Source organism: Candidatus Thermoplasmatota archaeon, assembly GCA_035540375.1.
Taxonomy (GTDB): Archaea; Thermoplasmatota; SW-10-69-26; order JACQPN01; family JAJPHT01; genus DATLGO01.
Map to the genome: position 1 here is coordinate 1 of DATLGO010000028.1, position 14,678 is coordinate 14,678.

The window sequence follows — 14,678 nt, forward strand, 5'->3', positions numbered from 1 at the left end:
CCGGGAACCGGGATTCGGGCGGCGGGACCGGGACCGGGCGCCGGGCGCCGGGCGCCGGGACCGGGACCGGGTCCGGGTCCGGGTCCGGGCGTCGGGACCGGGTCCGGGTCCGGGTCCGGGCGTCGGGACCGGGTCCGGGTCCGGGTCCGGGAAGGTCAGCGGCGACGTGCGCCCCGCGGCGCGGCGCCCGGCGGGAGCGCGCGCCGCGCCCCGCGCATCGTCCCGCTCGTCGCGAGCGTCGTCGCGCCCGCGCGCTCGAGCGCGGCGCGCGCCGCGGCCGCGTCGCGGTGGGGCGCGCGCAGGAGACCAAACGCGCCGTCGAACGCCGTGAGGCGCAGCCTCGGGGCGAGCGCGTCGGCCGCGCGGGCGAGCCGCGCCTCGAACGCGTCGCGCCGCGCGCGCTCGGGGAGACGGAACGCGACGTGACGCCACCGGCCCGCGCGATCCTTCACGGTCACGCGTCCCGGCACGGGGCCGCGCGTGAAATCCGTTTCGCTCCCGCGCGGGCGCGGGCGCCGCCCCCGATATCGCGTCGCGGCTCTCTTCGAAGCATATCGACTCCAGCGAATCGCACATGAACCGCGAGCGCGTTCGCGGTCGCGATGGGCATGCACACGTCGTCGTTCCGCGCGCGGGTCTACCGGCAGCGCGCGGAGACGCCCGAGGTCGAAAGCCTCGTCGCGGGCGCCTTCCTCCTGAAGACGCCGCGCGACCAGAAGGAGGTCTCGCGCGTCGCGCACGCGGTCGCGATGGCCGTCGCGCTGAGCGACCTCCACGACCCCGGCCGCGCCGCCCTCCTCCCCGGTCCGCGCGACCGCTGACCGGCGCCCGGCGGAGGCCTCCCGGGCCCGGGAAAAAGCGGACGGAAAGCCTCCAACGAAGGTCGGTGGCCTTAAATACGGGCCCGCCGATGGGCGCGCCGCAGAGAGAGACGAGGAAAAGATCTCTTTTTCCTTGCCCGCCCGCCGGCGCGCCTTCGCGCGAGCGGGTCGAAACGGTGAAACCGGCCGGAGCCGATCCGGCCCCGCATTCCCAGGAGGAAACCCAGTCGTGCAGCCAGCGCAGATGTATGATCGCGCGATCACGGTATTCTCGCCCGACGGCCGCCTGTTCCAGGTGGAGTACGCTCGCGAGGCCGTGAAGCGCGGAACCACCACGGTCGGTCTGAAGTTCAACGATGGCGTCGTGCTCATCGTCGACAAGCGCATCACGTCCGCGCTCATCGAGCCGGACTCGATCGAGAAGATCTTCAAGCTCGACGACCACGTCGGCTGCGCGACCTCCGGTCTCGTCGCGGACGCCCGCGTCCTCGTGGACCGCGCCCGCATCGACGGCCAGATGAACCGCGTCACGTACGACGAGCGCATCGAGGTCGAGACGCTCGTGAAGAAGATCTGCGACTTCAAGCAGACCTACACGCAGTACGGCGGCGTCCGGCCCTTCGGCACGGCGCTCCTCATCGCGGGCGTCGACCAGACGGGCGTCCACCTCTTCGAGACGGACCCCTCGGGCGCCCTCATGAGCTACAAGGCGAGCTCGATCGGCGCGGGCCGGTCGGCCGTCATGGAAGTCTTCGAAAGCGACTACCGCGAGGGCGCGTCCAAGGACGACGCGATCAAGCTCGGCCTCAAGGCGCTCCACCGCGCGACCGAGGGCAAGCTCAACCCGAGCGCCCTCGAGATCGGCATCGTCACGAAGACCGAGACGTTCCACAAGCTCGCCCCCGACGTGATCAAGCGCCACGTGGACGCGGCCATCGGTCCCGCCGGCGGCTGACGGGGGCCTCCCCTTGGTCACCCTGGACGAAGCGGTTATCGCGCGCCTCGAGACGCACGGGATGCAGCTCGAGATCCTCGTGGACCCCGAGATCGCCCTCGCGTTCCGCGAGAGCCACGGCAAGAAGGCGTACGAGCTCGACGACATGCTGGCCGCCGAGTTCGTCTTCATCGACGCCAAGGCGGGCGAGAAGGCGTCGAACGAGGAGCTCACGAAGGCCTTCGACACGACGGACCTCAAGGCCTGCGTCGACCGCATCCTGCTCAAGGGCGACCTGCAGCTCACGACCGACCAGCGGCGACGCATGGTCGAGCGCAAGCGCAAGCTCATCGTGATGCACATCGCGCGGAACGCGGTGAACCCGCAGATGGGCGGCGCGCCCCACCCGCCGGCCCGCATCGAGGCCGCGATGGAGGAGGCGCGCATCCATCTCGACCCGTTCAAGAGCGTCGAGGCGCAGATCCCGGACGTCATCAAGGCGCTCCGTCCGCTCCTCCCGCTCAAGTTCGAGGTCATCACCATCGCCGTCCGCATCCCGGCCACGGAGGCCGGCAAGGCGTACCAGATCATCCGCGGCTTCGGAGACCTGAGCAAGGAGGAGTGGCAGTCCGACGGATCGTGGGTCGGCCTCCTCACCATGCCCGCGGGGCTCCAGACGGAGTTCTACGCGGAGCTGAACAAGCGGACGCACGGGTCCGCGGAAACCAAGATCGTGAAACACGGATCGTGACAGACATGACTCATCGTGGACAACAGGTCCGCGAGCTCGTGGTTCCCGGCGAGCTCCTGGACGACACCGGGCGCCTGAAGCCCGGCTTCAACACCTATCGGGAAGGCGGCAGCGTCTTTGCGACGCGCCTCGGCCTCAAGGAGGTCCGCGGCGACCGCGTGAGCGTCATCCAGCTCTCCGGCCGCTACGAGCCCATGCGCGGCGACTTCGTGATCGGCACCGTCGTCGAAAACGGCCCGTCCAACTGGTACATCACCGTGGGCGCGCCGCAGGACGTCGGCATGCACGTGAACGACGTGCCGTGGCGCGTCGAGTTCGGCGAGACCTCGAAGTACCTCGCGGTCGGCGACACCGTCCTCCTGCGCGTCGTGCACGTCGACGAGCTGCGCAAGGTCCAGGTCTCGATGAAGGACCGCCAGTGCCGCAAGCTCGAAGGCGGCATCACGCTCGACATCAGCCCCTCGAAGGTGCCCCGCGTCATCGGACGCCAGGGTTCCATGATCTCGATGATCAAGGACATGACGAACACGCGCATGCTCGTCGGCCAGAACGGCGTCATCTGGATCGACGGGGCGCCGCAGGACATCGCGGTCGCGCGCCGGGCCATCGAGACGATCGAGGCCGAGGCGCACACGAGCGGGCTCACGGACCGCATCCGCAAGCTCCTCGAGGACGCCCGCGGCCGGAGCTACGAGGAGGTCCGCGCGGAGCGCGAGAGCGAGCGCCGCCAGTCCGGCGAGGACGAAGGCGGCGACGGCGGGGAGCCCGAGGGCGAAGAGGGCTTCGACGACAGCGACGGGGACGACGACCCCGAGGATGACGAATCGTAGGTGTTTCACATGGGTGGCAAAAAGCCAGAGGGCATGGAGCTCTTCAAGGACGGTCGCCGCATCGACGGCCGCCGGCCCGACGAGCTCCGGCCGATCAAGATCCAGGCCGGCGTGCTGAAGCGCGCCGACGGCTCCGCGTATCTCGAGTGGGGCGGCAACAAGATCCTCGTCGCGGTCTACGGGCCGCGCGAGGCGCACCCCCGGCACGACCAGGACCCGGTCCGCGCCATCGTGCGCTGCCGCTACAACATGGCGAGCTTCTCGGTCTCCGACCGCAAGCGCCCCGGCCCCGACCGCCGGAGCCAGGAGATCTCGAAGATCCTCTCCGAGGCCCTCGCGCACGTGGTGCTCACGCAGCTCTACCCGCGGACGGCCATCGACGTCTTCATCGAGGTCATCGAGGCCGAGGCCGGCACGCGCTGCGCGGGCCTCACGGCCGCGAGCGTCGCGCTCGCCGACGCGGGCATCCCGATGAAGGGCCTCGTGTCGAGCGTCGCCGCGGGCAAGATCGACGGGAAGGTCGTCCTCGACCTCTCGCGCGAGGAGGACAACTTCGGCGAGACGGACCTCCCGATCGCGATCGTCCCCAAGACGAACGAGTTCGTCCTCATGCAGATGGACGGCCACCTCACGGACGCCGAGTTCGACGAGGCGCTGACGATGGCCTCGGACGCCGCGCACACGATCTACGGCATCCAGAAGCGCGCGCTCGTCGACCGCTACGAGCGCGCCGCCGAGACGCAGGCCTCCGACGAGGAGGAGACCGAGCGCGGCCACGAGCCCGACGAGGGCTCCGAAGGAGGCTACTGAGATGGGCGAGAACGACGTCGTGAGCGAGATCAAGAAGGACCACATCTACGCGCTCGCGCGCGAGGGCCGCCGCTTCGATGGCCGCGCGTTCGACGAGTACCGTCCGATCCGCATCCAGACGAACCTCATCCAGCAGGCCGAGGGCTCGGCCCGCGTCCAGATCGGCGACACCGACGTGTTCGTCGGCGTCAAGATGGCGATCGGCGAGCCCTACGCGGACTCCCCCAAGTCGGGCGTGCTCACGACGAGCGCGGAGCTCATCCCCATGGCCTCGCCGACGTTCGAGCCCGGCCCGCCGCGCCCCGCGGCGATCGAGCTCGCGCGCGTCGTCGACCGCGGCATCCGCGAGACGAAGACGATCAACGTCGAGAAGCTCTGCATCGTCGAGGGCGAGAAGGTGTGGATGACGTACGTCGACATCCACATCGTCGACTACGACGGCAACCTCTTCGACGCGGCGAGCCTCGGCGCCATCTGCGCGCTCGTGTCGGCGAAGGTCCCGGCCTCGAAGCACGAGGTCGGCGAGGACATGCCGATGCCGGTCGACCACCTGCCCATCATGACGACGGGCCTCAAGCTCGGCAGCGAGAACGCGATCGTCCTGGACCCCGGCCTCGCCGAGGACCAGGTCGGCGGTCCCCGCCTCTCCGTCTCGACGGACGAGAACGGCGACATCCGCGCCATGCAGAAGGGTCTCGTCGGCGGCCTCACCCGCAACGAGGTCAAGTGGATCGTCGCGACGGGCCGCGAGCGCGCCCGCGACATCCGCGAGCAGGTCATCAAGGCCACGGGCTTCTCGCTGCCTTGAGCGCCCAACCGGCGCGTTCGCGCCGGGAAAAACCGCGGGGCGCCCTCCCGGGCGCCCCGATCTCCGTTTTCGTTCTTCTTTGTCCTACGCGTGCGTCACGGTGAACACGTAGTTCCCGCCGCCCACGACCGGCTCCACGACGAGGAGCACGCGCATCGGCGCCGGCGCGGGACCGTAGAGCACGGCCGATCCGGACCCCGTCTGCGGCGCCGCCGTCGTGGTCAGGGTCGCGCCCCACGCATCCTTGAGCGTCAGGCGCATCGTGTTCGCGGGCGACGGCGCGAGCGTCACGACGAGGCGCTCGCCGGTCCTGAGGTCCATCGCATACACGTCCTTCGGGTCGAGGTCCTCGAAGCGGCCCTGCCACGCGCCCTGCTGGGGCTCGGCAAGCACCGTGGGCGAGGCCTCCGAGTTGGAGGCGTCCGCGCCCGTGCCCGCGTCGTTGCCGGGAACCGTCGGGATGACGGTGTGGTCGTGGACCGTGAGCACGTAGTTGCCGACGCCGATGAAGCGCCGCACCTCGATCCAGTACTCGCCCGTGTAGAGCGCGGGCAGGATGGCCGCGGCCTCGGGGACGCCCTTCGGGACGTCGCCTGGCCAGAAGACGCTCTTCCCGTTCACGCTCCACGTGAGGAGCTTGCAGGCGCGGTCGTAGACGTAGAGGTCGAAGTCCTGGCCATCCGCGTCGCCGGGCGTGAGCGTCACCGCGACGTCGTCGCCGATCGCCGCGAAGAGCTTGTAGACGTGCTTGTCCGTCGTGGAGCGCATCACGTTCACGACGACGTCGTCCGCCGCAAGCACCGGCGCGGCCGTGTGGCGACAGTAGTCGCCGCGGGGCGCGTCGGGCGCGAAGACGAGCGGCGTCACGGACACCGAGAGCGTGTAGTTGGCCTCCTGGCCGCCGTCGAGCTCGATGAGGATCGTCCAGTGACCGTCGCGGTCGACGTTCAGCTCGAGGCGCTCGGGCGCGGACAACGGGGCGTCCGAGACGAGGATCGCGTCGTTCGTGACGGGCTGGAGGAGCGAGACGCTCGGATCGGGCAGGCTCATGTGGTCCACGGTCGCGCTCGCGCCGACGGCCGGGAAGCTGAAGGTCTGCGTCGTGACGTGCGCGCGCGTGGAGGGCGTGAGCGTGACGACGATCTTCTCGCCCTCGCGCGCCATGACCTTGTAGGCGTCGGCCCGGTCGACCGTCGTGAGCCTTCCTCCGACGACCGCGACGCCGTGGTCCGTTCCGCCGAGCCCGAGGGCGAGCTCGTGCGCGCTCGCGGGGGTGCCGCCCACGTCGCCTCCCGTCCCCGCGTCGTCCTGGGGGTCGATCGCGTGGACCTCGCCCGCGAAGCCGTGGCCGCCGATGTCGACGCCCGCGACCGCGTGGGCGAGGATGACCTCGCTCCTGAGGCCGTTGACGTTCGCGTAGAGGTGGAGGCCGCGCACGGCGATCTCCGCGAAGGACCCGTTGCGCACGACGACCGTCTCGTGGAGCACGAGCGTGCCGACGCCCGGGACCGCGACCTTGGTGCCGGGCGCGACGGGGTCCGGGATCGCGGTTCCGTCGACGACGACCCCCGCGACGAGGGTGCCCGTGTCGCTCGCGATCGTGTCGAACGCCTCGTGGCTGAAGAGCGCCTCGGCCTCGGCGCGCAGGACCTCGACCGTGATCCGGCCGCCGAGGAGCGTCACGTTCTCGATGCGGGAGAGCGCGCGCGCGCCCGAGCCGCGCTCATCCTCGATGCGCTGCGTGCGGTCCTCGAGGGTGTCGGCGCGCACGTCCGCGGCGGCGTGCGTGAAGGCGTGGAACAGCGCGTCGGGACCGTCGAGCGTCGCGCCGCGCGAGCGCACGACGGGCTCCGCGGGTTGCGCCGTGGTGGCGAAGACCGCGCGCGCGACCGCTTCACGATCCAGGTCCGCGATGCTCACGATCGTCGAGACCTCGTGGACGCAGCGCGGGTCCGTCTCGCGCAGCTTCGCCGCAAGCACGCGCGGTCCCGCCGTCGACGCGGAGGCGGGCCAGAGGGCCGCGAAGTCGGGGCCGGCGAGGGAGGTCGCGAAGGGCGCGTCGTTCTCGGACCACGTGACGGAGGCGATCCGGCCCGGGTCGGAGGCCCACGCGCGGACCGTGAGGTCGCCGATGACGACGGGCGTGCCCGACCCGGGATACGCGACGTCGCCCCGGTAGTTCGTGTCGATTGCGGGGCGCGCGATCGCGACGTCGACGGGCGTGCCGCAGACCGCGACGACGGGCTGCGACACGCTCGTCGGGCAGTTGTCCAGGTCGCGCGCGGAGGCGGTGATCACGTGCGCGCCGCCCGGCACCGTCGTGGAGTCCCACGCGATCTCGTAGGGCGCCGTCGCGTCCGTGCCGATGGGGTTGCCGTCGACGAAGAACGTCACGCCCGCGACCCCGGCGGATCCGGTCGCCGTCGCGCGGAGGGTCAGGGTCCCGGAGACGCGCGGCGCGCCGAGGGGGGGCGACTGGGCGATCTTGCTCCCGCCGAGGTAGTCGAAGCCGGGCGCGGGGTCGATGAGGGCCACGTCGAGGGTGCCGCCGCACGGCGGGAAGCCCCCGATGCCGCACGTGCCCGACTCGATCTCGATCGCCGTCACGTGGTTGTTGTAGGCGTCCTTCGACCACATGACCGCGCGGGGCGCGAAGGTGACGGTGTCGCATTCGAGGTCCTCGTCGCGTCCGCCGGGCGTCGCGAACGTCTCGCCGGCGTTCGAGGCGCGGTGCCAGCGGTAGATCACGCCGCAGTGGGCCGTGCCGAGGTAGAGGTAGTCGCCGCCGACCGCGATGCCGGAGTTGCCGCAGCCTTGCGGGAACGAGGGGAGGGACGACACCGTGATCGTCTCGATGACCGCGCCGGTCGCGCTGTAGTGGCGGAGGATATGGCTCGCGTCCTCGCTGAGCCACACGGAGTCGTCGGTCCCGTCGTAGGCGAGGCCGTCGATGAGGCTCGCACAGCAGCCGAGGTCGAAGCGCTTCGTCGCGAGGCCCGTCGCAGGGTCGATCGTCCACACGGCGCCGTCGCCCGCGGAGGTCCAGAGGAGGCCGCGACCCACGTCGAAGGACAGCGCGTGGGCCTGCACCGGCCGGCCGATGCTGTCGTGGACGAAGAGGGTCTGGGAAAGGGTGGACGTGCACGCGGGGCCGACGCAGCTCACCGTGTAGGCGTGGAGCTGGTCGGCGTCGTAGTAGTTGGTGTACCAGAAGCGGGTCCCGTCGAAGGCGATGCTCACGCCGATCGAGGACGTCACGGGGACGACGACGTCCCCCACGAGGTCGCCGGGCGTCCCGCTCGTGGTGGGCGCAAGGAGCGCGACGAAGCTTCCGGTCGAGACGGCGAGCGCGATGAGGGCGGCAATGGATCGGTGCAAGGCAGGGCCTCCCGGGGGAGGCTAGGAGAAACCGCTCCTTATAGCTGAGCCCCGACCGTCCGCGCCGCGCGGGATCCTCTGCCCCCCGCGCCCGGAACCCCTGGGAGGAAGCCGAACCTCGCCGCGTCGGGGTCGTGGGGCCCCGCGCGCCCCGGTCGCGGGTCCGGGTCGGCCCGACCGGAGCCCGGGGCGCCGGGGGGCTGTAAAGTATTAAATGGGGGAAGCGTCATCGCAGACCCTCGTCATCCTCGGGTGATCCTCCATGTCGAAGCGCACCAAGAAGGCGAAGTCGGTCGGCCGTTTCGGAACCCGGTACGGCGTCCGCATCCGCCGGCGCATCCGCGAGATCGAGGTCCGCCAGCACGCGGAGCACACGTGCCCGAGCTGCGCCGCCCCGAAGGTCGCGCGCGTCTCGACCGGCATCTGGGCCTGCGACAAGTGCGGTCACAAGTTCGCCGGCGGCGCCTACGTCCCCGAGACCCCCGCGTTCAAGACGAGCCAGCGCCAGCTGCGCGAAATCCTCGAGGGCAAGGTCCCCGCCGAGGTCGCCGCGCTCGCGCCCCCCGCGGAGGAGTGACGTTGGACTACCGTTGCGGGAAGTGCCGTCGCAACGTCGAGTTCGACGCGAACAACATCGGCATGCGCTGCCCCTACTGCGGCTCCAAGGTCTTCTACAAGGAGCGCCCGACCGTCGCGAAGAAGGTCGTCGCCCGGTGAGCCGCGTGGCGCCCCGAGCGCCGCATGCGGCCACCCTCGTTTTCGAAGCCCCGAGCGAAGCGGAGGCCGCGGCGCTCGCGGGGGCCCTCGGCCCCGAGGTCGGCGACGAGGTTCCGAAGACGCGGGGCGCCCTCGCCCGCGACGGCGCGCGCGTGACCCTCGACCTCGCCGCCGAGGACGTCCCCTCGCTTCGCGCCGCCGTCAACTCCTACCTGCGCTGGGCGCGCACCGCGCTCGACGCGGCGGCCGCCGCGCGACGCCCGTGAGTCCGAGGGATTAAAGAGCCGGCGCGCCATGCCGGCCGCATGGCCGCGGACATCCCGCCCCAGCTCCAGAACCAGCTCCGCCAGCTCCAGGAGCTGCAGCAGCAGGCCCAGGTCGTCATCCAGCAGCGCGGCCAGATCGAGGCCCAGCTGCGCGAGGTCGAGCGCACGCTCGAGGAGCTCGCGAAGCTCGAGGCGGGCGCCACGCTCTACCGCAGCGTCGGGAGCCTCCTCATCCGCGTGAAGGACGCGGAGACCCTCAAGAAGGACCTGGAGGAGCAGAAGGAGACGATGGACGTCCGCCTCCAATCCGCGAAGCGTCAGGAGACGCGCCTGCGGGAGCGGCTCACGTCGCTCCAGCGGGAGCTGCAGGCCGCCCTCGGCGGCCCCGGCGAGGGCTGAAGCCGGGCGCGCGCGGCCGGTCGCGTCCGGCCGCCTCCGCCCGGGGTGGCCGCCCCCGTCGCGGCGCTTGGACGGTGCATCCGGAACGCTTAACTGGAGTCGGCCCCACGAAGCGCCCGCCGTGCCTGCCTGTCATCGCGACGGATTCACAGGGTCTAAATACCCACATTTATATCCACGCGCGACAGCCGCCCCGGGTTTCGGCTGCTGGTGAGCGTCATGGAGAAGCCTGCCCGCGTCGCGTTCCTATTCACCTTGCTCCTCGTCGTCTCCGCGATGCCGCTCGCGGGGGCCGAGCCCTACAAGCCCGCTCCGGGCGCCGTGAGCACCACGACGGCCGACCAGGCCATCTCGTCGCTCGCCCTCGACGCGACGGGCCGCTTCGGCCTCGTCGGCGTCACGCCGAACCCCCTGCCCGTCATCCCCGGCCAGATCGCGTACGACCTGTACGCCTTCGACATGACCCGGGGACGCGTCTGGGAAGGCCACCACCTGCCCACGAACCGCACGAACCAGCCCCAGATCGTGAAGGCCGCCGCGCCCCGCTCGCCGGCCGACAGCGCGCTCTTCGTCGTCGCGGGCCCCGGCAACCTCCTCAGCCTGTGGTCCACGACGCGCGGCGGGACCCCCATCTGGGAAGCCCGCATCGGCCCGAACCACATCCCCGGCCTCACGGCCATCAACGACGTCGCGATCAGCCAGGATGGCCGCTCGATCTACATCGCGGCCGCCGTGGGCCAGAACGGCCAGATCGTGCGCATCGTCCCGCTTACGGAGACCCAGGAGGTCTCCATCGCCTGGCGCCACACGATGCCCCTCTCCCACGCCCAGAAGGTCGAGCTCTCCCGCGACAACACGATGCTCGTCGCGGGCACGGTCGGCTCGGTCGTCTTCATCAAGGACCCCGCGAGCTGCGCCCGCCGCCAGAACTCGGACGAGATCGACATCACGGGCGCGTGCAAGAACCAGTTCCACCGCGAGACGGTGACCGGCACGGTCACGTCGGTCGCGGTGTCGAAGGACGGCCGCCGCGCGGTGGCCGGCACCACGACGACCGCGAACACCGGCTTCGTCTACTACTACAACACCGCGGACTTCCTGTCGAGCCTCTGGCCGCAGTACGCGGACAACTACAACGCGCCCGTCCGCGCCGTGGCGATCGCGGGCAACGGCACGCACTTCGCGGTCGGGTCGGGCCTCAACACGGACGGCGCCGTGAGCATCTACGCGATCGTCGAGCGCGCCGACCTCCTCGCGGCCCGCATCGCGCGCTTCGCCACCACGGGCGCGACCGTCGACGTGTCGATGAGCGGCAACGGCGAGTACACCCTGGCCGCCGCGGGCAACGTCGTGCACGGCCTCTGGCACAACCGATCGACGCCGCTCTGGACAATCAACCTCGGCGCCGACGGTCCCGTCCGCGCCGTGCGCACGGGCGAGTCCGGCCAGACGATCGCGATCGCGGGCGACAAGAAGTTCGTGAGCTACCGCCAGGTCTGGGCCGCGGCCGCGCAGGTCATCGACGGCGACCGCCGCACGGCCAATCCGTTCCAGCGCCTCCAGTTCACGCTCAACGTCACGAACACGGGCTCGGGCGTCGACAACTACACGATCGACGTCCGCCGCCCCGCCGGCTGGTTCGGCGATGCGCTGCCCGTGTACTCGCTCGCGCCCGGCGAGGGCCGCAACATCCCGATCGTCGTGCAGCCGAACGAGCAGACGCTCCCCGGCAGCTACGTGACCGAGGTCCGCGTCCTCTCGAAGGCCTCGAGCCTGCGCGCGGTGGGTCCCACGATCAAGCTGAACGTGACCATCAACAAGGTCTACAACATCACGCTCGAGGCGCCGAAGCGCGACGTCTCGATCGACCGCAACCGCGAGGTCGACCACGCCTTCACGATCCGCAACACGGGCAACGCGCCCGCGCTCGTGAACCTCAGCGCGTTCCAGAACCCGAGCTCCGGGCCCAACTGGAACATCCGCTTCGAGGAGCGCCAGATCCTCGTGCCGCCCGGCGGCGCGCAGAGCGGCCGCGTCACGATCCAGGCGCCCGCCGACGCGCTCGACGGGCAGCGCAACGACATCACGGTGTTCGGCTCCGTCGGCGGCGGGTCCGCCGTCGGCCAGCTCGGGATCGTCGCGCGCGTGAACCCGACCTTCGGCGCGGGCATCGACACCGACCCGTCGACGCTCCCCGACGATGGCCTGCTCAAGATCGGCGCCTCGGGCATCCAGACCTTCCGCATGAAGGTCGTGAACCGCGGCAACACGCCCGACACGATCAACCTCACCGCCACCATCGTCCCGGCGAGCGCGGCGCCCCACTGGAACGTCACGCTCGACCGCACGAGCATCAACCTCGACCCCGGACGCACCTCGCTCGTGACCGTCACCGTCACGAAGCTCGTCCGCGACGCGGACCTCGCGCAGGTCTCCGTGCGCGCGCACTCGGTGAGCGACCCCGCGAAGACCGAGAGCAAGAGCGTGCCGATCGAGGTCGTGAAGGCCTCCGGCGACGGCTCCGCCGGAAGCCTCCTCGCGGGCATCCCCGGCCCCTCGGGGGCGATGGCCGCGTTCGCGCTCGCCGGTCTCGCGCTCCTCGCGCGCGGCCTCGCGCGCCGGAGCCGTTAGGAGGACCACGCTTGCGATCCCGTCTCGTCCCGCTCGCCCTCGTCGCGCTCCTCGCGTTCCCCGCGTTCGCGCACGCGGCGGGGACGGCGCCCACCGCCGCCTCGTCCGACACGACGCCCGGCCAACCGCTCGACGTCGCGATCGCGCGCGACGGGAGCGTGCTCGCCGTCTCGACGGCGAAACCGATCGACGCCACGGTGCCAGCCGCGCCGCGCACCGTCACGAACGGCGAAGACCTCATCGTCTACAACGCCTCGGGACGCATGTTCCACGATTCCTCCCGCGACGCCGCGTCCCGCACGCACGTCGAGGTGAGCGCGGGCGGCACGCGCATCGCGTCGCTCCTTGCCCCCTCGACCGGCGGTGTCACGCCGCGCCCGACGATGCTGCGCTACAACGCGACCGGCACCCTGGGCAACTTCTCCGCGGCCCTGACGGGCACGCCGGTCGCGCTCGCGATGTCGGCCGACGGCCGCATCATGGCCTCGGCGACCTGGGTCGAGGCCGAGGACCGCGGCACGGTCTGGGTGCACGACGCCACGAGCGTGCGCCGCCTCGCCGTCACGGACGCGGGGCGCGTGAACGACGTGGCGGTCTCCGCCGACGGGAACTGGGTCCTCGCGGGCGGCCGGCTCGTCACGGACAACCGCAATTTCGGCTACGTCAAGCTCTTCCGCGTCGGCGGATCCTCGAGCGACGCCCCGGTGTTCACGGGCCACGTCGACGAGCCCGACGGCCGCGGCGAGATCCTAGACGTCCATCTGAGCGCCGACGGCGGCATCATCGTCGCCTCCACCGTGTCGGGCAGGATCGTCTCGTGGCCGAACGTCGGCGCCGCGACGGCGGGGCGCATCGACCGCCTCGCGACCGGCGACGCGAACCTGCGCCACCTCGCCGCGAGCGACGACGGCCGACGGCTCTACGCCGCGGGCGACGCCTCGCTCTTCGCGTTCGCGTGGGACGAGTCGCGCCTGGCCTACCGCCTGCTCTGGAACGCGTCGCGATCGGCGGTCACGTCGCTTGCGACGGACGCCGCCGGAAGCTACGTCGCCGCCGCCTCCCCCGCGGGCATCACCGCGCACGCGGCAAGCCGCGCCGCGACGCTCTGGACCGCCGCGGGCGGCTTCAAGAAGGTCGCCCTCTCGGGCCCCGGGGACGTCCTCGCGGGCATCACCGACACGAAGGTCGAGCGCTTCCTCGTCGCGCCCGCGATCTCCGCCACGCTCTCGGGCCCCGCGCCTTCCACGCAGCCCTACAAGTCGGTGACGACCACGGTGAGCGTCAAGAACACCGGCGCGCGCCCCGACACGCTCACGGTCGAGCTGCCCGCCCTCCCCGAGATGCGCTTCAGCGCGAACGTCACGCGGCTCGCGAACGTCGAGCCCGGCGAGACGCGCAGCGTCGCCGTCACGATCCACGCCGAGCGCGTCTCGCCCGGCGCCTACGCGGCGAACGTCACGTTCCGCAGCGCGACGCGCGACAACGCGGTCTCCGTCGCGATTCCCGTGAACGTGGGCGCCGTGACGGGCGTCACGCTCCAGCTCACCGGGTCGGCCGAGCGCACCATCGCGAAGGGCCGCACCGACACGATCTACGTGACGCTCCGCAACGTCGGGAACGCGCCCGCGGACGTCTCGCTCGCGCTCGACCAGAAGGTGAGCGACGGGCCGTTCTGGGCCGCGAACCTCGAGCCGAAGTCCACGAGCGTCGCCGTGAACGCGATCACGACCGCGCAGGTCGCGATCACGGTCCCGCCGACCGCCGCGAACGGCACGACGAACCTCTTCACGGTCATCGCCCGCACGCCGCAGGGCGTCGACCAGGTCACCGTTCTCTACACCGTGAATCCGACGCTCGGCGTGAACCTGAGCGTCCCGAGCCGCGGCCTCTTCGTGGAGGTCGGCCGCTTCGCCGTGTTCAACCTCACGGTCAAGAACACGGGCTCGGTCCCGACGCTTTTCGAGGTCATCTACGACGCGCCCCGCATCGTGGGCGGCAAGAACTGGGTCGTGGACGTCGACTCGAACGCGTTCCTGCTCCCCGCGGGCCAGTCGACCCTCGTTCCGGTCTACATCTTCTCCCCGCAGGATGGCGTGGCGGGCGACCGCTACGCCGTCAAGGTGTACGCGCGCTCGATCCCGCGCGTCCACGGCGATCCGATCGCGGAGGAGAACATCACCCTCTTCGCCAATCTCAACGCGCGCGCGACGAATCCGACGCCGCCCACCACCGTGGTGCTGCCGGCGCCGGGCCTCGCGCTCGCCCTCGCCGCCATCGTCGGCGTCGCGGCCCTCGCGGCCTCGCGACGCGGGGGGCGGTCCCGATGATTTCCA

Annotated in this window: 14 protein-coding genes; 12 read left to right on the top strand and 2 right to left on the bottom strand. The window is 71.4% G+C overall.

What is annotated here, in order from left to right; all coding sequences use genetic code 11:
* Nucleotides 1–155 precede the first annotated feature (155 nt).
* Nucleotides 156–458, bottom strand: coding sequence for a hypothetical protein (locus tag VM889_03185; protein ID HVL47539.1), 303 nt, complete (start codon nucleotides 456–458; stop codon nucleotides 156–158).
* A 144-nt stretch (nucleotides 459–602) separates the two neighbouring features.
* Between VM889_03185 and VM889_03190 the strand changes: the two genes are divergently transcribed.
* From VM889_03190 to rrp42, 6 genes are all read left to right on the top strand, one after another.
* Nucleotides 603–821, top strand: a complete 219-nt coding sequence (locus tag VM889_03190; GenBank protein HVL47540.1) for a hypothetical protein — start codon at nucleotides 603–605, stop codon at nucleotides 819–821.
* Between the two features lie 244 nt (nucleotides 822–1,065).
* The gene (psmA, locus tag VM889_03195; GenBank protein ID HVL47541.1) at nucleotides 1,066–1,776 is read left to right on the top strand and encodes an archaeal proteasome endopeptidase complex subunit alpha; all 711 of its coding nucleotides are present in this window, start codon (nucleotides 1,066–1,068) and stop codon (nucleotides 1,774–1,776) included.
* A gap of 13 nt (nucleotides 1,777–1,789) precedes the next feature.
* Complete coding sequence (locus tag VM889_03200) at nucleotides 1,790–2,506, top strand: ribosome assembly factor SBDS (GenBank protein HVL47542.1); 717 nt, start codon at nucleotides 1,790–1,792, stop codon at nucleotides 2,504–2,506.
* 5 nt (nucleotides 2,507–2,511) lie between these two features.
* Nucleotides 2,512–3,336, top strand: a complete 825-nt coding sequence (gene rrp4, locus VM889_03205) for an exosome complex RNA-binding protein Rrp4 (protein ID HVL47543.1) — start codon at nucleotides 2,512–2,514, stop codon at nucleotides 3,334–3,336.
* A 9-nt stretch (nucleotides 3,337–3,345) separates the two neighbouring features.
* The gene (gene rrp41, locus VM889_03210) at nucleotides 3,346–4,146 is read left to right on the top strand and encodes an exosome complex exonuclease Rrp41 (protein ID HVL47544.1); all 801 of its coding nucleotides are present in this window, start codon (nucleotides 3,346–3,348) and stop codon (nucleotides 4,144–4,146) included.
* Nucleotide 4,147: 1 nt separating this feature from the next.
* Nucleotides 4,148–4,954 carry an exosome complex protein Rrp42 gene (rrp42, locus tag VM889_03215; GenBank protein HVL47545.1) on the top strand — a complete coding sequence of 269 codons (807 nt, stop codon included), beginning with the start codon at nucleotides 4,148–4,150 and terminating at the stop codon, nucleotides 4,952–4,954.
* A gap of 84 nt (nucleotides 4,955–5,038) precedes the next feature.
* On the opposite strand, the gene VM889_03220 is transcribed toward rrp42, so the two are convergent.
* Entirely contained in the window at nucleotides 5,039–8,332 is a 3,294-nt protein-coding gene (locus VM889_03220; protein HVL47546.1) for a choice-of-anchor P family protein, read from the bottom strand.
* Nucleotides 8,333–8,594: 262 nt separating this feature from the next.
* Between VM889_03220 and VM889_03225 the strand changes: the two genes are divergently transcribed.
* The 6 genes from VM889_03225 (at nucleotide 8,595) to VM889_03250 (ending at nucleotide 14,672) form a co-directional block, all read left to right on the top strand.
* On the top strand, nucleotides 8,595–8,909 hold the full coding sequence (locus VM889_03225) for a 50S ribosomal protein L37ae (GenBank protein ID HVL47547.1): 315 nt from the start codon (nucleotides 8,595–8,597) through the stop codon (nucleotides 8,907–8,909).
* A gap of 2 nt (nucleotides 8,910–8,911) precedes the next feature.
* Nucleotides 8,912–9,049 (top strand): DNA-directed RNA polymerase subunit P, encoded by a 138-nt coding sequence (locus tag VM889_03230; GenBank protein ID HVL47548.1) that lies wholly within the window; start codon nucleotides 8,912–8,914, stop codon nucleotides 9,047–9,049.
* Nucleotides 9,046–9,315, top strand: a complete 270-nt coding sequence (locus VM889_03235; protein HVL47549.1) for a KEOPS complex subunit Pcc1 — start codon at nucleotides 9,046–9,048, stop codon at nucleotides 9,313–9,315. The genes VM889_03230 and VM889_03235 overlap by 4 nt, the downstream gene beginning before the upstream one ends.
* 39 nt (nucleotides 9,316–9,354) lie before the next feature.
* On the top strand, nucleotides 9,355–9,714 hold the full coding sequence (locus tag VM889_03240) for a prefoldin subunit beta (GenBank protein HVL47550.1): 360 nt from the start codon (nucleotides 9,355–9,357) through the stop codon (nucleotides 9,712–9,714).
* Nucleotides 9,715–9,924: 210 nt separating this feature from the next.
* Nucleotides 9,925–12,345, top strand: coding sequence for a hypothetical protein (locus VM889_03245; protein ID HVL47551.1), 2,421 nt, complete (start codon nucleotides 9,925–9,927; stop codon nucleotides 12,343–12,345).
* Nucleotides 12,346–12,356: 11 nt separating this feature from the next.
* On the top strand, nucleotides 12,357–14,672 hold the full coding sequence (locus VM889_03250) for a hypothetical protein (protein HVL47552.1): 2,316 nt from the start codon (nucleotides 12,357–12,359) through the stop codon (nucleotides 14,670–14,672).
* The last annotated feature ends 6 nt before the right edge of the window (nucleotides 14,673–14,678 follow it).

Coding starts and splice junctions, on each gene's coding strand:
- VM889_03190 (HVL47540.1), top strand. CDS start 603: ATGGGCATGCACACGTCGTCGTTCCGCGCGCGGGTCTACCGGCAGCGC.
- rrp41 (HVL47544.1), top strand. CDS start 3,346: ATGGGTGGCAAAAAGCCAGAGGGCATGGAGCTCTTCAAGGACGGTCGC.
- psmA (HVL47541.1), top strand. CDS start 1,066: ATGTATGATCGCGCGATCACGGTATTCTCGCCCGACGGCCGCCTGTTC.
- VM889_03240 (HVL47550.1), top strand. CDS start 9,355: ATGGCCGCGGACATCCCGCCCCAGCTCCAGAACCAGCTCCGCCAGCTC.
- rrp42 (HVL47545.1), top strand. CDS start 4,148: ATGGGCGAGAACGACGTCGTGAGCGAGATCAAGAAGGACCACATCTAC.
- rrp4 (HVL47543.1), top strand. CDS start 2,512: ATGACTCATCGTGGACAACAGGTCCGCGAGCTCGTGGTTCCCGGCGAG.
- VM889_03225 (HVL47547.1), top strand. CDS start 8,595: ATGTCGAAGCGCACCAAGAAGGCGAAGTCGGTCGGCCGTTTCGGAACC.